Origin of the sequence: Reichenbachiella ulvae (genome assembly GCF_025833875.1) — a bacterium.
Lineage (GTDB): Bacteria > Bacteroidota > Bacteroidia > Cytophagales > Cyclobacteriaceae > Reichenbachiella > Reichenbachiella ulvae.
The window spans coordinates 4,928,575-4,946,542 of sequence record NZ_JAOYOD010000001.1; the positions used below are offsets into that span (position 1 = coordinate 4,928,575).

Genomic DNA, 17,968 nt, shown 5'->3' on the forward strand with positions numbered 1-17,968 from the left:
TCAATTCTGAATATTCTTTGAAGAGTGATAAAGCATTACAGTCCGCTCATTTGACCATATCATTGAGTGTGTCAATTTTATGCAGGATGTGGTTGGGGATGATGAACTTGAACTTGCTCCCCTCTTTTTTTCCTGAATCCACCCAGATTCTTCCTCCATGAAGACCTACAATTTTCTGACAATGGGCCAAACCGATCCCTGTTCCTTTGAATTGATCTTCGCTATGTAGTCTGTAGAAAATATTAAAGATCCGCGAACTGAATTTGGGGTCTATCCCGATCCCATTATCCTCAACCGAAAAACACCAACCATCCTCCTTGCGCTCCGCTGAGATGTGGATTTTGGGTTTGTTTGCTTTTTTCTGAAATTTGATGGCATTCGAAATGAGGTTTTGGAAAATAGACCTTATGCCTGATTCGTAAGCTTCAATTGTAGGTAATTCATCTAGTTCGATTTCAGCCTCTGTTTCTTGAATACTATACTGTAAGTCTTGTTCCAACTGCTCCAGCAAGGCTTTACAATTAACCATGGTTGGTTTTTCCTTTTTTCCAATCTTAGAATAGTCAAGTAGCTGTTGGATCATCATTTTGTTCCTTCTAGACGCTGCTTTGATAGTGTCCAGATACTCTTTCGCTTCTGAGGGTAGTTCTGCTCCGAACTCGAGTTGCATGAGATCGATGTAGTTGATAATAGTCTGCATAGGTTGCTGCAGGTCGTGCGAGGCTATTGAAGTTAACTGTTCCAGTTCTACATTCTTTTGTTCTAGTTTTTTTACATATTGGCTAGATAGCAATTCTTCGGCCTTTTTTCGTTCTGTGATATCTGTGCCTAGCGAGAGATATTGGTATATGTGTTGGTTTTCGTCCTGAAACGGGATAATAGCCGTATGAATCCAATAGGGAGTTCCGTTTTTTGCCTTGTATTTTATGTCCCCAGACCAGACATTTCCACCTTTTAATCTGTCCCACATTTTTTTGTAGAACATCTCGTTATGGTGACCAGACTTTAATAGATCGTGGGTGCTTCCCAGCAACTCTTCCAATGTGTAGCCTGAGGTTTTGACGAAATTTTTGTTGGCATACAGAATAATATCCTTAGGATCAGAAATGGTTACAAGGGATACATGATCCATCGCATCTTTGAACTGTGAAAGATTAATGTTTGAAGATTCTAATTCGACCAAAAGTTTTTTTCTTTCTTCATCTGCTGTGTTGAATGCGAGTGCAATCACTCCTGTATAGGAGAGACTGATAAAAATGAAAACTACGGTGTACAATATGATGCCAAAGTCCAAATTGAGGCTGTCATTGTTGATCATAGCAATAAGGCAGTAGCTCAGGATAATAGGGAAAACCAATAAAAACGGCATGAATAACCGTATGAATTTGCTGCCCTGATATTGACTGGTCATTAGACTGGTAAAGCCGAAATCAGGTCTTTGAAGTAGAATGGAGGCATTAAGAAGAATAAGTATAACGGAAGTGGGAAAGGCCATTGTACTTAAAAAGAATACTTTGTTCTGTGCGGGTATATTGAGAATATATGTGATTAGGGACAACAGGGCAATCCCCAATATCATTAGTAGCATGACATGTATGCTACCTGCCACGAGTTGGTTTTCGCTTTTATAAAAAAGGGCGGCCGTAGAAAGAACTAGGAAGGAGAATGCAGTGGCAGGAGACATTCTGCCAGGGTAGATGGAACTATGTCTATCATAGATGAAAAAGTTGTCAATGGAGATTTCGAAAATATTCAGATACTCTAAAATAGTAATCAGACTAAAAGCCAGTGTGAAGATTAAGAGTACTTTTAGCAGTCTTTTGGAATCGAAGAATTGATTGAGCGAAAGATAAGATCCCAGTATGATGAATACCAAAGCAGTATTGAACTTCATGGTTGGTCCATCTGGGATCAAAGAAGTGAAAATAGGAATACTAAAGTACCACCCCATGAGTCCCATGAGTCCTCCGAAAATAGCTGGAAGGGGTAGGAATAGTTGTATTTTTCCTGCCTTATAAGATTTCATTCTAGTAGGTTTAATAAATGATCTTATTTCAATGTAATTTTTCTCGCGGTAGATTGATGATCAACAATTTTAACCTAACAAATGCTGTTTCAATATAATTAGAAAAGTTGAAACAATAAGATGCTCCATACAAGTAGTTGAATATTTGGGGACATTTAGGTTTTAAACAATCTCATTTGGACTAAAGATGAATTGCTTAAATTTCTTGAAACCTCTTTAATGATATTATTGTTGTAGATTGTGAGAATTAAATCCGATAGACTTTGACCAAGGAAACTAAGAAGACCGTGGTGCTGGGTGCAAGCACCAACCCAAACAGATATGCTTACCTTGCCGCGCATCGATTACATGAAGCAGGGCACCCCATGGAGTTGGTATCTATTAAGAAGGGCCAATTATTTGGACAACAATTCAAGGATTTAAAGGAATTACCAGAAATTAATGAAGTGGATACGGTGACTCTTTACATTGGGAGTCATAACCTGACTCAATGGAATGACTACATTTTAAATCTTGAACCCAAGAGAATAATATTCAATCCAGGCACAGAAAATCAAGCTTTGGCACAAGCCGCAAGAGCAAAAGGAATTGAAACTATTGAAGGCTGTACTTTGGTGATGCTTCGAGCGGGCTTGTTTTAGTTGGCAGACTTCCTCTCTTCATACTTGAAGCTCAAAAGAGACAATAGATTACCAAATTGATCTATCATTTTTTGTTCTTCTGGTTTGATGGGGCGTTCTTCAATTTTGAGCAAGAGAAAGCCATATATTCCGTTGAGGCAGATTTGAACCTCACTTGAAACTTTCCCTTTGGCCTCTTCCAGATTGGCTTCTACGAAAGGTTGGGCTTGTTCATATACTTTTAGGTATGCATGGTCTTCCCTTTTTAGCGTCTGATGCAAATCTTCCAGTTGATCTACCAATTCATTGATTTCAGCTAGATGTCCGGATTGTTCGATGCTTTGATCCTTCATTTTTTTCATCAACTCTTCATAGTAGTTGACTTGAGCCAATTTTTCTTTTGGAGAGATTGGAAAGAAGTTGATGACCTGTGTTCCAAACTTCTCTAAATCAAATTTATAGGCTCGCATCAAATCCTCCTTACGATAAATTTCTATGATGTATTCGGTTATATTTTTGCTTTGCTCCATGTTATTAGTCTGCTATGATCAGTCAAGCGGCAATCCTCAGAATCCCTCCAAAACTTTTTGCAAATGTGAAATATTATTTCTCTATTTTTGCCTTCTTTTTAAGGAAAATGGATCATTTAAGGAATTTTTGCATCATAGCGCACATCGATCACGGCAAGAGTACACTCGCCGATCGATTGTTGCAACATACGGGTACGGTAGCGGACAGAGACATGCAGGAGCAGCTGCTTGATGACATGGATCTCGAGCGAGAGCGCGGGATTACCATCAAGAGTCATGCGATTCAGATGCTGTTTCCTTTCGAGGGGAAAGATTATACCCTTAATCTCATTGATACTCCGGGTCACGTGGATTTTTCATATGAGGTTTCCCGTTCGATTGCAGCGTGTGAAGGTGCACTACTGATCGTGGATGCATCACAGGGAATCGAAGCTCAGACCATTTCTAATCTGTATTTGGCGCTGGAACATGATCTTGAGATTATCCCTGTTCTGAACAAAATAGATTTGCCTGGTGCTATGCCTGAGGAAGTTGCGGATCAGATCATTGATTTGATTGGCTGTGACTATGAGGATATCATCCATGCTAGTGGTAAGACGGGCGTAGGGGTAGACAATATCCTGGCCGCCATTGTTAATAGAATTCCTGCTCCAAGTGGTGACCCGGAAGAGCCGCTTCAGGCTATGATTTTCGATTCAGTTTTCAACTCATTTAGAGGAATTGAAGTTATTTTCAGGGTTTTCAATGGTTCAATCAAAAAAGGGGATAAAGTAAAGTTTGTCGCTACAGGTAAAACCTATGAGGCAGATGAAATCGGGACTTTGGGTTTGGCTCAAGTGCCTAAACAAGAAATAAAAACTGGAGATGTGGGTTACCTGATCTCAGGTATCAAAGTAGCTAAAGAAGTAAAGGTAGGGGATACGATTACTCATGTAGAACGACCTACTCAGGCCATGATCAAAGGTTTCGAAGATGTGAAACCGATGGTTTTTGCAGGGATATACCCAGTAGAAACGACTGACTATGAGGACCTGCGTGCTTCGATGGAAAAGCTGCAGCTGAATGATGCATCGCTCGTTTGGGAGCCAGAGACTTCAGCAGCCTTAGGGTTTGGTTTTAGATGTGGATTCCTTGGGATGCTACATATGGAGATCGTTCAGGAGAGATTGGAACGTGAATTCGATATGACAGTGATAACGACTGTGCCTTCGGTTCAGTTCATCGCTCAGTTGACAGATGGCTCAGAAGTGAAAATCAACGCTCCATCTGAAATGCCAGATGCCAGTAGAATCAAGCAGATAGAGGAACCATTTATCAAAGCACAAATCATCAGTAAGGCGGATTATGTAGGGCCGATTATTTCGCTTTGCATGGATAAACGTGGTACCATTCAGAACCAGGTTTACCTTACATCAGATAGAGTAGAGTTAACGTTTGATATCCCTCTTTCAGAGATCGTATTCGATTTCTTTGATAAGTTAAAAACCATATCCAGAGGCTATGCATCATTGGATTATGAACTGACAGGGCTGAAGTCTTCTCACCTGGTGAAATTAGATATCATGTTGAATGGTGAGGCGGTAGATGCACTGTCTGCCATCGTACACAGGGACAAGGCCTATGAATGGGGTAAAAGACTTTGTGAAAAGCTGAAAGAATTGATACCAAGGCAGATGTTTGAGATTCCAATTCAAGCATCCATTGGAAATAAAATCATTGCTAGAGAAACAGTAAAAGCCATGAGAAAGAACGTATTGGCGAAATGTTACGGTGGTGATATCTCTCGTAAGAGAAAACTGCTCGAAAAGCAGAAAAAAGGTAAAAAACGTATGCGTCAGGTGGGTAATGTTGAGATTCCTCAAGATGCATTTATGGCAGTACTTAAACTGGATTAATTAAGAATATGTCCACAATCATTGACGGCAAGCAGATATCAACGGATATCAAGGAAGAAATCAGGCTTCAGGTAGAGGCCATGAAGAATGAAGGCAAGCGCGCACCTCATATCGCGATCATCATAGTGGGAGATGATGGTGCAAGCCACACTTATGTGGGTGGAAAAATCAAGGCATGTAAAGCAGTGGGCTTTGACTACACCTTGATGCAGTTTGCCAGTACTATATCTGAAGAGAAGCTGCTCAAGCATGTCGATCAATTGAATGGAGATGAAGATATTGATGGTTTCATCGTGCAACTTCCATTGCCTGAGCATATTTCTGTGGAGAAGGTAACAGAAAGCATTTCGCCAGACAAAGACGTAGATGGATTCACGAATCAAAACTTTGGGAGTATCACTTCTAAAAATCCTTTGTTGATGCCTGCCACTCCATTTGGAATCATGGAGCTGATCAAAAGATACGAAATCGAAACAGAAGGCAAGAACTGCGTGATCGTAGGAGCTAGCCGCTTAGTTGGCGCCCCATTAGCCCTGATGATGTCTAATGATGCAAGAGCTACAGTTACGTTATGTCACAAATACACTGAGGATCTGGCCAGTCATACCAGAAATGCTGACATCCTGGTAGTAGCAGTCGGAAAACCGGAGCTTGTGACCAAAGACATGGTCAAAGAGGGAGCTGTGGTGATCGATGTAGGTACCACTAGAGTGAAAGATGAGAGCAAAAAATCTGGTTTTAGATTGTCTGGTGATGTGGCTTATGATGAAGTAGCACCAAAAGCGAGTTTTATTACCCCTGTACCAGGAGGTGTAGGTCCGATGACCATTGCTTCGTTGATGATCAATACCCTACAAGCGGCTAAACAGAAATACTGATTCTTTGACCTTTGTTCCTAAAATATCTGAGAAACTTCCCATTATGGAGATATTCTACTCCATTCAGGGGGAAGGGTTTTACTCAGGTACTCCTGCCATATTCATCCGCTTGGGAGGTTGCGATGTGGGCTGTGTTTGGTGCGACGTGAAGGAATCCTGGAATGAAGAGGATCATCCATTTTTTACCATACCAGAAATCCTGAGCCAAATAAAGGATTACCCATGCAAGACTATAATCATCACGGGGGGGGAGCCGCTGATGTATGATATGGGAGAGCTAACGGCTGCATTAAAAGAAAAGGGTTATCAATTGAATATCGAGACTTCAGGAGCCTACCCAGTGACAGGTCAATGGGATTGGGTGTGTTTCTCACCTAAAAAATTCAAAGCTCCGAATGAATCTATATATGCCCATGCGGACGAACTAAAAGCTATTGTTTTTAACAAGTCAGATTTTGATTTTGCAGAGGAACATGCCGAAAAGGTAAATCGAACCTGCAAGCTTTATTTGCAACCGGAATGGTCAAAAGCAGAAAAGATGACGCCTCAAATCATAGAGTACGCTAAAGACCATAGTCGCTGGAACATCTCTTTACAGACCCATAAATATCTGAATATCCCGTAATATTGTCGTTAGATTATTCAAACGACATATGCGCTACCTGTTTATTCTACTTCTATTTTTCGTTTTTGGATCGTCCTATGCCCAATACACTTCCTATCATTCGGAAGACAAAAGGGCTTTGCGGGATTATGAAGAAGCTCGTCAATTGTTGAAGCGCGCACAGTTCAGAGAGGCAATGGAGCCGATGCTGGATGCGGTAGAGCGGGATCCTGATTTTATTGAAGTATGGTTGGCACTGGGAAGTGCTAGCGCTAATTTAGGTTGGGATAGCCTTTCATTTGAGTATTTTCAAAAGGCCATTCGCATAGATCCTGATTACCCGAAATCGAAGTATGCCTATCATGCCATAGGACAGTATTTCTACGAACAGGCTATTTATGATAGCGCTGAATTGTATTTGGAACATTATATCCGCACAGTTCCAAATGATTTGGTGAAAGAAAAGTCCGTTAAGGCCATCATCAAAGATTGTCGTTTCGCACAAATGGCCATTGCCAATCCATTTGACTATAATATCAAGGAGCTTGTCGCTCATGCTAATTCATTTCAGCTTCAATACTTTCCTGCCCTTTCGGTTGATAAGCAAGAGCTCTACTTCACTCGACGAGTAGGTATGAATAATTATGATGATGAAGATATTTATTACTGTGTTTATGATTCGACGGAACAAGCGTGGTCTGTGCCTAAAAGTATATCTGATAACATCAACTCGGAGTTTAATGAGGGAGCAGCCTCACTGTCTGCTGATGGTCGAACCTTAGTTTTTACTTCCTGTGATGGAAGAAGGGGCTTTGGTAGCTGTGATATCTACATATCTGAAAAGAAAGGAGATGAATGGAGCAGACCTAAGAATATAGGAGAGGCCATAAATTCCCCTGGCTGGGAAGCTCAACCTTCATTGTCTGCAGATGGTCGCACGATTTTGTTTGTGTCCAATAGGAGAGGAGGACATGGCGGAAAGGATATATGGATCTCAACCAAGAATAAGAAAGGAGAATGGCAGCCCGCTCTGAATATGGGCAAACGAATCAACTCCAATGGAGATGAGATAAGCCCTTTCATCCATGCCAACGGAGAAACGATATATTTCTCTTCTAATGGTCATGAAGGACTGGGAGGTTTAGACATATATATGAGCGAAATTGAGGAGGACTCCTTATGGCAATTTCCCATCAATCTAGGATACCCTTTGAACGATGAACATGATCAGGTCTCCTTATACATTGCTTCTGATAGTAAATCCGGGGTGTACACGATTGAGAAACAAACCAAACAGGGCTTTTTGAGTAAGTTGTATTCTTTTGATTTACCTGATTCTTTTCAAGTCTCCAATGAAAGTGCGTATCTAAAGGGAAGGGTGATAGATAGTGAGAGCAAGAAACCGTTATCCGCAGAGCTTCAGATTTTTCAGTTAAACAATGAAAACTATTACTCTCAATTAGAATCAGACCCCATCAACGGCTCCTATACCCTCGTGCTCACTGAAGGAAAGGAATATGGGATCTATGTGACCTGCGATGGGTACATGTTCAAGGATTTTTCTTTCACAATTGAGGAGATGAGAAGTTTTGATCGGAACCTACTTGATATTGAGTTAGACCCTATCAAAGTGGGAGTGACCAGTGAGTTAGGTAATATCTTTTTTGACCATGACAGCTATGAGCTGAAGAAGGAGTCCATGTCCGAGTTACGGGTGGTTTGGTACTTTCTTAAAAACAATCCTAAAGTCCAGATGGAGATTGCTGGTCATAGTGACTCACAAGGAAGTGAGGCTTACAATATGGAGCTGTCTACTAAAAGAGCAGAAACTGTACATGACTTTCTCATCTCACGGGGTATTCGTCCCCAACAGCTTTCCTTCCAGGGGTACGGTGAGACCCAACCCAAATACACTTCGGAGAACCTTGAAATTCAAGCGAAAAACAGGAGAATAGAGTTCGTCGTTAAGAAAATTATGGAATAACAACTCTTACGACAAAAACCCTTACTACCAAATTGTTGTTTTTTAGACGAGTGAAAATAGGTGTAGTAACAGAATTTTATTCCGTGCATAAATATGCGGCTGAAATAATATAACGTGAGCAAGATTAATCCTGCTAAAAAACAGTATGCGTAACGACTAATAATTGTTAGTTTAATTTATTATTAATAAATGAAAAAAATTATGTTTGATGATAGAAAACATACTTTAAACATTTTTTAACAATTAAATCATACAATATGAAGAGGATTCTACTTATATGTTTCATGTTGTTGTCTGCACTTGTTACTGAGTCGTGGGCACAAGATCGGACAGTTTCAGGAAAAGTGACCGATGATTCTGGAGAAGCTATTCCAGGAGCAAACGTCATTTTAAAGGGAACCAGAACTGGTACCACTTCCGATATTGACGGAAATTGGAAACTAAGTGTTCCATCAGAAGGAGGTGTGCTAGTCTTTACTTTTGTTGGGATGGCTCCATCAGAAGTTGAAATAGGCTCAAGATCGGTAATAGATGTCGCTATGGCCACCGATGCAAAGCAATTATCAGAAGTAGTAGTTACCTCCATGGGTATTGCTAAGGAGAATAAAACTATTGGATATGCAGTTTCAACTGTTGACGGAGATGAGTTTACTAAATCAAGATCTGCAAATATTGCTAATGGTCTGGCTGGTAAAGTAGCAGGAGTTCAGGTGACGGCTTCTGGAGGTTCAGTTGGAGCATCATCAAGAGTGGTTATTCGGGGAGCGAGTTCAATTAATAGCAATAACCAACCTCTTTATGTAGTGGACGGTATTCCTATTTCGAATACCAACGTGGCTTCTGTCGATAGATTTACAGGACCTGATTATGGAAATAGAATTCAGGATATTAATCCTGATGATGTTGAAACCATGACAGTTCTAAAAGGAGCAGCTGCTACTGCACTTTATGGTCAAAGAGCTGCTAATGGGGCTATTATTATTACAACAAAAAGTGGTTCTAAGAATTCAAAGGTTTCAGTTACAATCAATTCATCTTTAAGGTTTGACGATCCGCTTAAGTTGCCTGATTTTCAAAATACCTTTGGGCAAGGAAATCTTAACAAAATTGATAGTTCTGCGACTTCTAACTGGGGACCAAGAATGGCAGGACAGACTTTTACTAATGCTAATGGTTATGAGGATGTATATTCTGCACAACCAAATAATGTAAAGGATTTTTACGAAACTGGCCAAACGATGATTAATAATGTGGCCATTGCGGGAGGTGATGAAAATTCAACTTATAGATTAAGTTTTACACAGTTTAACCAAGAAGGATTTGTTCCTAACACTAATTTGGATAGGTATACAATTTCCTTAAAGGGATCTCGCAAGTTTGATAATAATTTCTATAGTGAATATGGGGCTACCTATATTATGACTAGAAATGAAGGTAGACCAATTACAGGTTTTAATGATGATGGTGCAATTTCATCAGTTATTAATTTCTTGCCGAGAAATTATAATTTAGATTCTTTAAAAAATTATAAAAATCCTGATGGAAGCCCAAGATTGTTTTTAGGATTAAATCAGAATCCTTATTGGTCCTTACAGGAAAATTTATATACGGGGAATATTGATCGCTTTATTTCATTCGGAAAGATTGGATGGAAACCCACAGATTGGATTGATGTTTCATGGAGAGGTGGTGCGGATATTTATACCGAAAGACGTCTTCAAAGAACGGCTGTTGGCTCTGTGTCTAAACCTGAAGGAGAGTTTTGGAGGGATGACTTATTTGAGTCACAGTTAAATTCTGATTTCTTCATTACTGTTAATAGAAATATTGGAGAAGATTTTAATGTTAACCTACTGTTGGGGAATAATATCTTTCAAAGATATTTGGAATCCTCGTTCAACAGAGGACAAGGGTTAACAGATCCGTTATTATATATTGGGGATAATGCTCTAGTTAATTCTGTTCAGAATGCTGTGTTAGATCAAACAAGAATTGTAGGAGTCTTCTTCGATCTAGGACTTTCATATAAGGATTGGGCATTTGTAAATGTAACAGGTCGAAATGACTGGAACTCAACATTGCCTGAGGAGAATAACTCCTTCTTTTATCCAAGTGTTAGTGCCAGTGTGATTTTGACGGATGCATTAAATATTGATTCTAATATTCTATCTTTCGCGAAATTGCGAGGTTCTTGGGGGCAAGTGGGTAATGGTACAGATCCTTTTGTTCTTGATTTTAGTTACTTTCCACAAACTGATATATTTCAACTTTTTGGTGTAGATAATACTTATCCTTGGAATGGTATTCCTGGTTATGCAGGTTCGGGAACCATCCCTCCTCAGGATTTAAAACCTGAGTTAACTACTTCATGGGAAATTGGTACTGAACTTCAACTATTCAACGGTAAATTAATTGTTGATGCAACTTACTATTCAAATAGAACGGAAGATCAGATTGTTCGATTGAGTATACCTCCTAGTACTGGGTACCTTGCTCAAAGGTTGAATGCTGGTACTGTTGAAAATAAGGGAGTTGAATTAATGCTTCAAGCACCATTAGATTTTGGTAAGTTTAATTGGACGATAACTGGAACATTCGCTAAAAATAATAACGAGCTTGTTGAGTTGCCTGAGAATTTTGAGTTTTTGGATATTGAAGGTACAAGAACAGATCCTAGTCTGCGCGCATATTTAAATGAATCATTAGGAGTTATTATTGGCTCTGGTTGGAGAAGAGATGACGAAGGTAATATTTTAATTAATCCGGCCAATGGCTTAAGATATGATGTGAATGAACAAAAGATTGGAAATATCACTCCAGATTTCACGGCTGGCTTGATGAATTCCTTCTCTTATCAAGGAATTAATCTTAGCATTCTGTTTGATTGGAGACAGGGGGGAGATATACATTCTCAAACTGTACAGCAATTGCGTGCTGGGGGACATGTCAAAGAAACTGAAATTAGGGATGTGTCATATATTGATCAAGGAGTTGTTCTTGTAAGCGAAGATGCAGACGGAAATGTGATAGAAACCAGACCAAATGATATTCCTATTACGGCAGAGCAATTTTGGGGACAGCAAAATGATGTGGATGAAGATGGTGTATTCGATGGTACATTCGTTAAGTTAAGAGAAGTTAGATTGTCTTACTCTCTACCTAGAACTTTGTTAGATAAGACACCATTTGGAGAAGTTGAATTTGGAGTTGAGGGAAGAAATCTTGCTATCATCTACTCTAAGGTGCCTCATATAGATCCAGAGGTAAGTTTTTATGGCCCTACGAATGCTCAAGGTCTTGAGGCTTATAACTTGCCGACTACTAGATCTTATGGATTTAATATTAAGCTTACTTTTTAAGATAAAGAATTTATAATATGAAGAATTTCAATAAATATATATTGGCAGTTTTTGTGCTGGTTTTTTCTTCTTGTGATGATTTTTTAGATGTGAATACTAACCCTAATGCATCTACAGAAGTTCCACCAGGCACAGTAATGACTAATGCTTCATTAGCATTGTCTCAGGTGTTGTTAAATACTCTGAATCCAGATGGGGAAGCATTTATTCAACACCATAAACCAGTAGTAGTATTAACTGGTCCAGATACTTATTCTTACAGTTCAATTGGAAATAATAATTTCTGGCAGTTTACATTTTATGGTGATATCATTAAAGACTTGAATTTGGCAGCTGCGTTGGCGGAAGAATCTGGAAGAATGAACGGTGTTGCGCAGATTAGAATTATACAAGCGATGGCTTGGTTAATAGGAGTTGATAGATGGGGGGAAATGCCATTTACGGAGAGTAATGACCCAGCTATATTATTTCCTAAATTTGATTCAGGAGACGTTATTTATCAAGGAATAATTGATATTCTTGATGGTGCAATCGATATGATTGACACATCAAATCAAACTTTTGAAACCACTATTACCGATTATGACCCACTTTATGGAGGTAATATGGATAAATGGTTGGCTTTTGCAAATTCTTTGAAACTAAGATGTTTAATGAGAATTTCTTATGTAGAGGATAGGTCTGCTGAAATTACTGAGTTATTGGCTAGCGGAACTTTTATAGATGCTCTGGATGGATCTGAAAATGCAGAGTTTGCCTACTACCCTAATAGAGCCAATCAAAATTTTGACTATGCTACTTTTGACAATTTCGTGAGTTTTGGCTCTTTTCAAGTAGATGCTGATGGAAATCGAGTACATCAACGTTGGAGATTGGCTAGTAAAGCGATGGTTGATATTTTGGAAGCAGATAATGATCCAAGAATGTGGTCTTTTTTTCAGAGAGATATAAGCAACCCTGCTGGTCCAATTACAGGAGCGGTTAATGGTGCAGGTTCTCTACCTCCTACAGCAGAAAGAGGATATGTGAGTTTGTTTTATATCAGACAAGATAAGTCAGATGAATGGTTTTTAGCATCTGAATATTACTTACTGGCAGCTGAGGCATATGCAAGAGGTTTGGCTCCTGGAGGTTTAGCTGCCGCTCAAACTGCCCTTGAAAGTGGAGTTCAAGCATCGATGAATCATTTTGATGGATCTGCTTTCGAAATTTCAACTGCTGACAAGCAAGCATATGTTGGGAGTTTGAACCTTTCTACTGCATCAGATCCTGTACAAGCGATTCAATTACAGCAATATAAGGCATTGAATTTTCAAGGTGCAGAGGCTTGGTCTAACTGGAGAAGAACTAAGGTGCCATCATTGACGGTTCCTGTAGGTGCACCAATTAATACGATAATCCGTCGTATCGAAGTGCCAAGTTCTGAAATCGAGAGCAATATTAATGCTCCTGAGGTGTCGCCGAGAATCGATAAACCAGTTTATTTTGAACAATGATAATTGACTTCTTATGAAAAAAAATAATTTATATATACTTCTAGGGTTATTGTTTTTAGTTTTTTCTTGTGAAGAACTGGAAGACCCCCTTAGTGAGGCAAGCGAAGTGAATAATTTTGTTCAGTTTGCTGCAGATACACCTTCTGAAATTGAGGTTGTTGAAGGAGGTAGTGATTTTGTGATTACTATTCAGGCTCCAGTAAGTGGTGGGGAAGATTTGCTGTCAACAGTGAGTTTTTCTGGAACTGCGGAATATGGAATAGACTTTGAGGTGGTTGAAGGGCCTGGATCTAATGATGCAGGTGCTGTAATATCTGCCAATGCCACTGAAGCAGTAATCAAGGTGCCTTATCTTCCCGCTGGTGGCGAGGACCTAATTTCAGACCAGGTAGGATTTGGAATTAGATTTTTAACAGATCTTGATACAGATGGAGATAAAACATTGATTGTAACTTTAGATGGAGCTGTTGGTGCAGAAACTTCAAATTTGGTGTTTGATGGTGGACGTGGACCAATTAGAGTTTCTTCAGAGATCACCATAAAGGATGCAGATTGTCCATCTGATTTGACGGGTACTTGGAATTCTGTTACAACAGGAAGTGCTGGAACAGATCAAGCCTATACGGTTACTATTACGGAAACTTCGGTGAATGGAGTATATGATCTTTCTGATATTACTTTTGGATTATATACAGATGTGTATGGAGAGTCAGATAATCCAGTTCAATTTACTGATGCATGCGATGTGATTTCAGTGGTTGATCAACCAGACGTTGTTTATGGTGGCGATGTTTTTAACGCGACAGGTACGGTAAACGAAAATGGAACTATTTCCATTTCATGGTCTAATGGTTTTGGTGATAATGGCGTAACAACACTTACTAAGCAATAAGCTAACATTAACATAATTAAAAGGAGGTTCTACTATGAAGTAGAGCCTCTTTTTGTTTTAAACCAAATTAGAATTATTGTACAATGTCCGAATTTTGGTCTTTTGAATTAGATTTTATTGTTGTTGAGCCTTGAAATATTGAATAAATCAACTCTAACAATAATATAAATTACAACCCTTATTTAGAAATAATTTATTGTGAGGTGATGATTTTCCATATTCGTTGATGGTTTTGATTTGATAATGTCGAAATACCCGATAGATTATTTCGCGTACAGAGTGTAACCTGTCAAAATGCAGTATGCATGCCAACTAATAATTGTTAGTAAGGATTGGTGTATGTGTTTTAAAAATCTTATGTTTGAGAATAGAAAACATACTTTTAATCATTTTTTAACATTAAAACATACAATATGAGGAGGATTCTACTTATTTGTTTCATGTTGTTGTCTGCGCTAGTTACTGAGTCGTGGGCACAAGATCGTACAGTATCTGGTAAAGTAACAGATGATGCTGGCGAAGCAATCCCTGGAGCTAACATTATTCTCAAGGGAAGTACTACAGGTACCACATCTGATATAGATGGTAACTGGAAATTGAGTGTTCCATCTGATGGTGGGATTTTAATATTTTCATTTGTGGGTATGGCTGCCCAGGAAGTTGAGATTGGATCTCGATCTGTTATCGATGTGGCCATGGCAGCAGATGCAAAGCAACTAGAGGAGTTAGTTGTAACTGCAATGGGTGTATCTAGAGAGAAGGCTTCTCTTGGTTATGCACAACAATCATTGAGCAATGAAGATGTAAGTCGAGTAAAGACAGACAACATCATTGGGTCATTATCAGGTAAAGCTGCTGGTGTAAATGTGCGTCAAACTACTACGATGGGTGGTTCTGCAGTAATAAATATCAGAGGTAACTCATCTATTACTGATAATGCTCCATTATTTGTAATTGACGGTATTCCAGTTCAAAATAAAACTAGAAACACGGGTGTTCAGGCGCAAGGTAGAAGAGGTTATGATTATGGTAATCCTGCTTCTGATATTAACCCTGAGGACATTGAGTCCATGTCTATTCTGAAAGGTGCTGCTGCAACTGCGTTGTACGGTGCTCGTGGACAGAATGGTGTCATCTTGATCACTACTAAAAAAGGTAAGTCTGGAAAGGGTATTGGAGTTGAGATTTCTACAGGTGTATCTGTAGGTTATATCAACAAAAACACATTTGCTGAGTACCAAGATGAGTATGGTGCTGGATATGGTCCATATTATGGATCATCTACTCCTAATGGTGCCATGTACGAAATTGATATCAATGGTGATGGTACCGATGACTTGGTAGTGCCAACTACTGAGGATGCTTCTTATGGTGATCCATTGGATGGAAGTATTGTAGGTTACCAGTGGGATTCATTTGTTCCTGGAGAGGAAAACTTCGGTCAAGCTTATGCTTACGAGGCTGGAAAAACAACTCCAGTAGACTTTTTTGAGTCTCAAGTGATCTCAAATACTAACGTTGCTTTTTCTGGAGGAAACGAAAATGCTACTTTCAGACTGAGCTACACGAATTTGAATCAAGATGATATTCTTCCAAATAGTAATTTGGTTAAGAATACAGTTAGCTTCAACGGTACAGCTAACTTGGGTTCTAAATTGAAAACTGATGTAATGTTCCAATATAGTAACCATGATTTGACTGGTGGTTTCTCTACTGGATACAGTGACAACTTGATGTCTCAATTCCGTCAGTGGTGGCAAGTAAACGTTGATGTTAAGCAACTTGAGGACGTTTATAAGAGAACTGGATTGAACTATACTTGGAATGGTGCTAGCCATGACACGCCTTTAACTCCAATCTACTGGGACAACCCATATTGGACGAGATATGAGAACTACAATACTCAGGTTAGAGATAGAGTTCTATCTAAAGTAGGTATCAATTACCAATTCAATGATTGGTTGTCTTTCTCAGGTAGAGCATCTGTTGATAACTATTCAGAATTGAGAGAAGAAAGAAGAGCAGTAGGAAGTATTGCAGCTGAATTCGGTGTGAATTTAACTGATGAATCTTCTGGATACGCTAGAACAGACATCGAGGCGTCTGAGTGGAATTACAATGGTATGTTAAATTTCAACAAGAATGTAACTGATGATTTGAACGTGGCTGGACTTGTTGGATTTAATCTTCAGAAGGAAAGCTATGAAAGTTCATTTGGATCAACAAGTGGTGGTTTGGCCGTGCCAGGTTTATACTCTTTGAGTAATTCTGTTTCTAACAACCCTTTCCCTGTTGAGACGCTGTATGAGAAAGAAATCTATGGTTACTTTGGTAGTTTAAGTTTAGGTTTCAAGAATATGCTCTATTTGGATGGTAATTATAGAATTGATGTTTCTTCGGCATTACCTAGAGAAAACAGACAATATGATTACTGGGGAACTAGTTTGAGTTTCTTGTTCTCAGAAGTACTTGACGTAAGCTGGATGGATTTCGGTAAAGTTAGAGCGAGTTATGGTACTGTAGGTAACGATACAAGAGCGCTAAGAGTATTCGATACATATTTGAGAAATGATAATTTCGGATTAGCAACTTCTGCTTCTCTTAGAAATACAAAAAATAATGTAAACCTTAGACCAGAGTTAACTACTGAAGTTGAATTTGGTGTGGCTGGTGCATTCTTAGATAACAGAGTAAGTGTTGACTTTGCTTGGTACAACAGAGAGACTACTGATCAATTGATGCCAGTAGAGGTTTCGAGAGCTACAGGTTACTCTAGTAAATTTATCAATGTTGGTACTATCCAAAATAAAGGTATAGAATTAGTGTTGTCTGGCGATGTAGTTAGAACGCAAGATTTCAAATATAACCTTACATTTAACTTCACTAGAAACAGAAATAAGGTGCTTGATTTGAATGATGACAATGGTAACGAAACTGATAATTATACTATTCAAAGTTACCAAGGTGGTATTTCTTCTAACGCAACTGTAGGTCAGCCTTTAGGTGTGTTGAGAGGTACTGGATTCTCTTACCACGAAAATGGTGGTAAAATTGTTAACTCTAGTGGATACTATGTAGCTGAAGCTGACCAGATCATTGGGGATCCAAACCCTGATTATACTATGGGCTTCAATAACTCTCTGTCTTATAAAGGTGTAACCTTAGGATTCTTAATTGATGTTTCTCAGGGTGGAGATGTTTATTCTCTTGATATGCACTATGGTCAAGGTACTGGAGTATTAGCTCACACAGCTGGAAACAATGAATTAGGCAATCCAAAAAGAGATCCTGTAACTGGTGATAACACTAGTGGAGGTATTTTGAATAAAGGGGTACAGGCAGACGGTTCTGAAAATACAATTAGAGCTCGTGCAGATTACTACGGTGGTGCTTACTACTGGGGTAATTCATCTAGAAACCCAGCTTCTTTGACAGTATATGATGCATCATATGTGAAATTGAGAGAGTTGAGATTGACTTACAGCTTGCCTGAAAAACTAGTTGGGTCTTGGTCTCAAGGTGTTGATCTTTCATTGGTGGGAAGAAACCTTTGGATTATTCACAAAAACACTCCTTATGCGGATCCAGAATCTGGACTAGGCGGACAGTTCTCACAAGGGTATTTGTCAGGTGCTTATCCAGCTGTTAGATCAGTAGGTTTCGATGTGAAATTCAAATTTTAAT

General features: G+C 39.1%; 11 protein-coding genes. 9 read left to right on the plus strand and 2 right to left on the minus strand.

Going from position 1 to position 17,968, the window contains the following annotated elements; all coding sequences use genetic code 11:
- Positions 1-46 precede the first annotated feature (46 nt).
- A complete protein-coding gene (locus tag N7U62_RS20295; RefSeq protein WP_264139928.1) occupies positions 47-2,026 on the minus strand; it encodes a sensor histidine kinase in 1,980 nt (659 codons plus the stop codon).
- A gap of 263 nt (positions 2,027-2,289) precedes the next feature.
- Here N7U62_RS20295 and N7U62_RS20300 point away from each other — a divergent pair, with 263 nt between their 5' ends.
- Positions 2,290-2,667: a CoA-binding protein gene (locus N7U62_RS20300; RefSeq protein WP_264139929.1), complete on the plus strand. Its 378-nt coding sequence runs from the start codon at positions 2,290-2,292 to the stop codon at positions 2,665-2,667.
- On the opposite strand, the gene N7U62_RS20305 is transcribed toward N7U62_RS20300, so the two are convergent.
- The gene (locus N7U62_RS20305; protein WP_264139930.1) at positions 2,664-3,176 is read right to left on the minus strand and encodes a DUF4924 family protein; all 513 of its coding nucleotides are present in this window, start codon (positions 3,174-3,176) and stop codon (positions 2,664-2,666) included. The genes N7U62_RS20300 and N7U62_RS20305 overlap by 4 nt on opposite strands.
- A gap of 107 nt (positions 3,177-3,283) precedes the next feature.
- Here N7U62_RS20305 and lepA point away from each other — a divergent pair, with 107 nt between their 5' ends.
- From lepA to N7U62_RS20345, 8 genes are all read left to right on the plus strand, one after another.
- Positions 3,284-5,071, plus strand: coding sequence for a translation elongation factor 4 (gene lepA / locus N7U62_RS20310; protein WP_264140452.1), 1,788 nt, complete (start codon positions 3,284-3,286; stop codon positions 5,069-5,071).
- A gap of 8 nt (positions 5,072-5,079) precedes the next feature.
- The gene (locus N7U62_RS20315; RefSeq protein WP_264139931.1) at positions 5,080-5,949 is read left to right on the plus strand and encodes a bifunctional 5,10-methylenetetrahydrofolate dehydrogenase/5,10-methenyltetrahydrofolate cyclohydrolase; all 870 of its coding nucleotides are present in this window, start codon (positions 5,080-5,082) and stop codon (positions 5,947-5,949) included.
- Positions 5,950-5,992: 43 nt separating this feature from the next.
- Entirely contained in the window at positions 5,993-6,574 is a 582-nt protein-coding gene (locus tag N7U62_RS20320; RefSeq protein ID WP_264139932.1) for a 7-carboxy-7-deazaguanine synthase QueE, read from the plus strand.
- 28 nt (positions 6,575-6,602) lie between these two features.
- Positions 6,603-8,537 (plus strand): OmpA family protein, encoded by a 1,935-nt coding sequence (locus N7U62_RS20325; RefSeq protein ID WP_264139933.1) that lies wholly within the window; start codon positions 6,603-6,605, stop codon positions 8,535-8,537.
- Positions 8,538-8,794: 257 nt separating this feature from the next.
- Positions 8,795-11,896, plus strand: coding sequence for a SusC/RagA family TonB-linked outer membrane protein (locus N7U62_RS20330; protein ID WP_264139934.1), 3,102 nt, complete (start codon positions 8,795-8,797; stop codon positions 11,894-11,896).
- Between the two features lie 17 nt (positions 11,897-11,913).
- Positions 11,914-13,392: a SusD/RagB family nutrient-binding outer membrane lipoprotein gene (locus N7U62_RS20335; protein WP_264139936.1), complete on the plus strand. Its 1,479-nt coding sequence runs from the start codon at positions 11,914-11,916 to the stop codon at positions 13,390-13,392.
- Between the two features lie 13 nt (positions 13,393-13,405).
- Positions 13,406-14,284: a hypothetical protein gene (locus N7U62_RS20340; protein ID WP_264139938.1), complete on the plus strand. Its 879-nt coding sequence runs from the start codon at positions 13,406-13,408 to the stop codon at positions 14,282-14,284.
- A gap of 413 nt (positions 14,285-14,697) precedes the next feature.
- Entirely contained in the window at positions 14,698-17,967 is a 3,270-nt protein-coding gene (locus tag N7U62_RS20345; RefSeq protein WP_264139939.1) for a SusC/RagA family TonB-linked outer membrane protein, read from the plus strand.
- The last annotated feature ends 1 nt before the right edge of the window (position 17,968 follow it).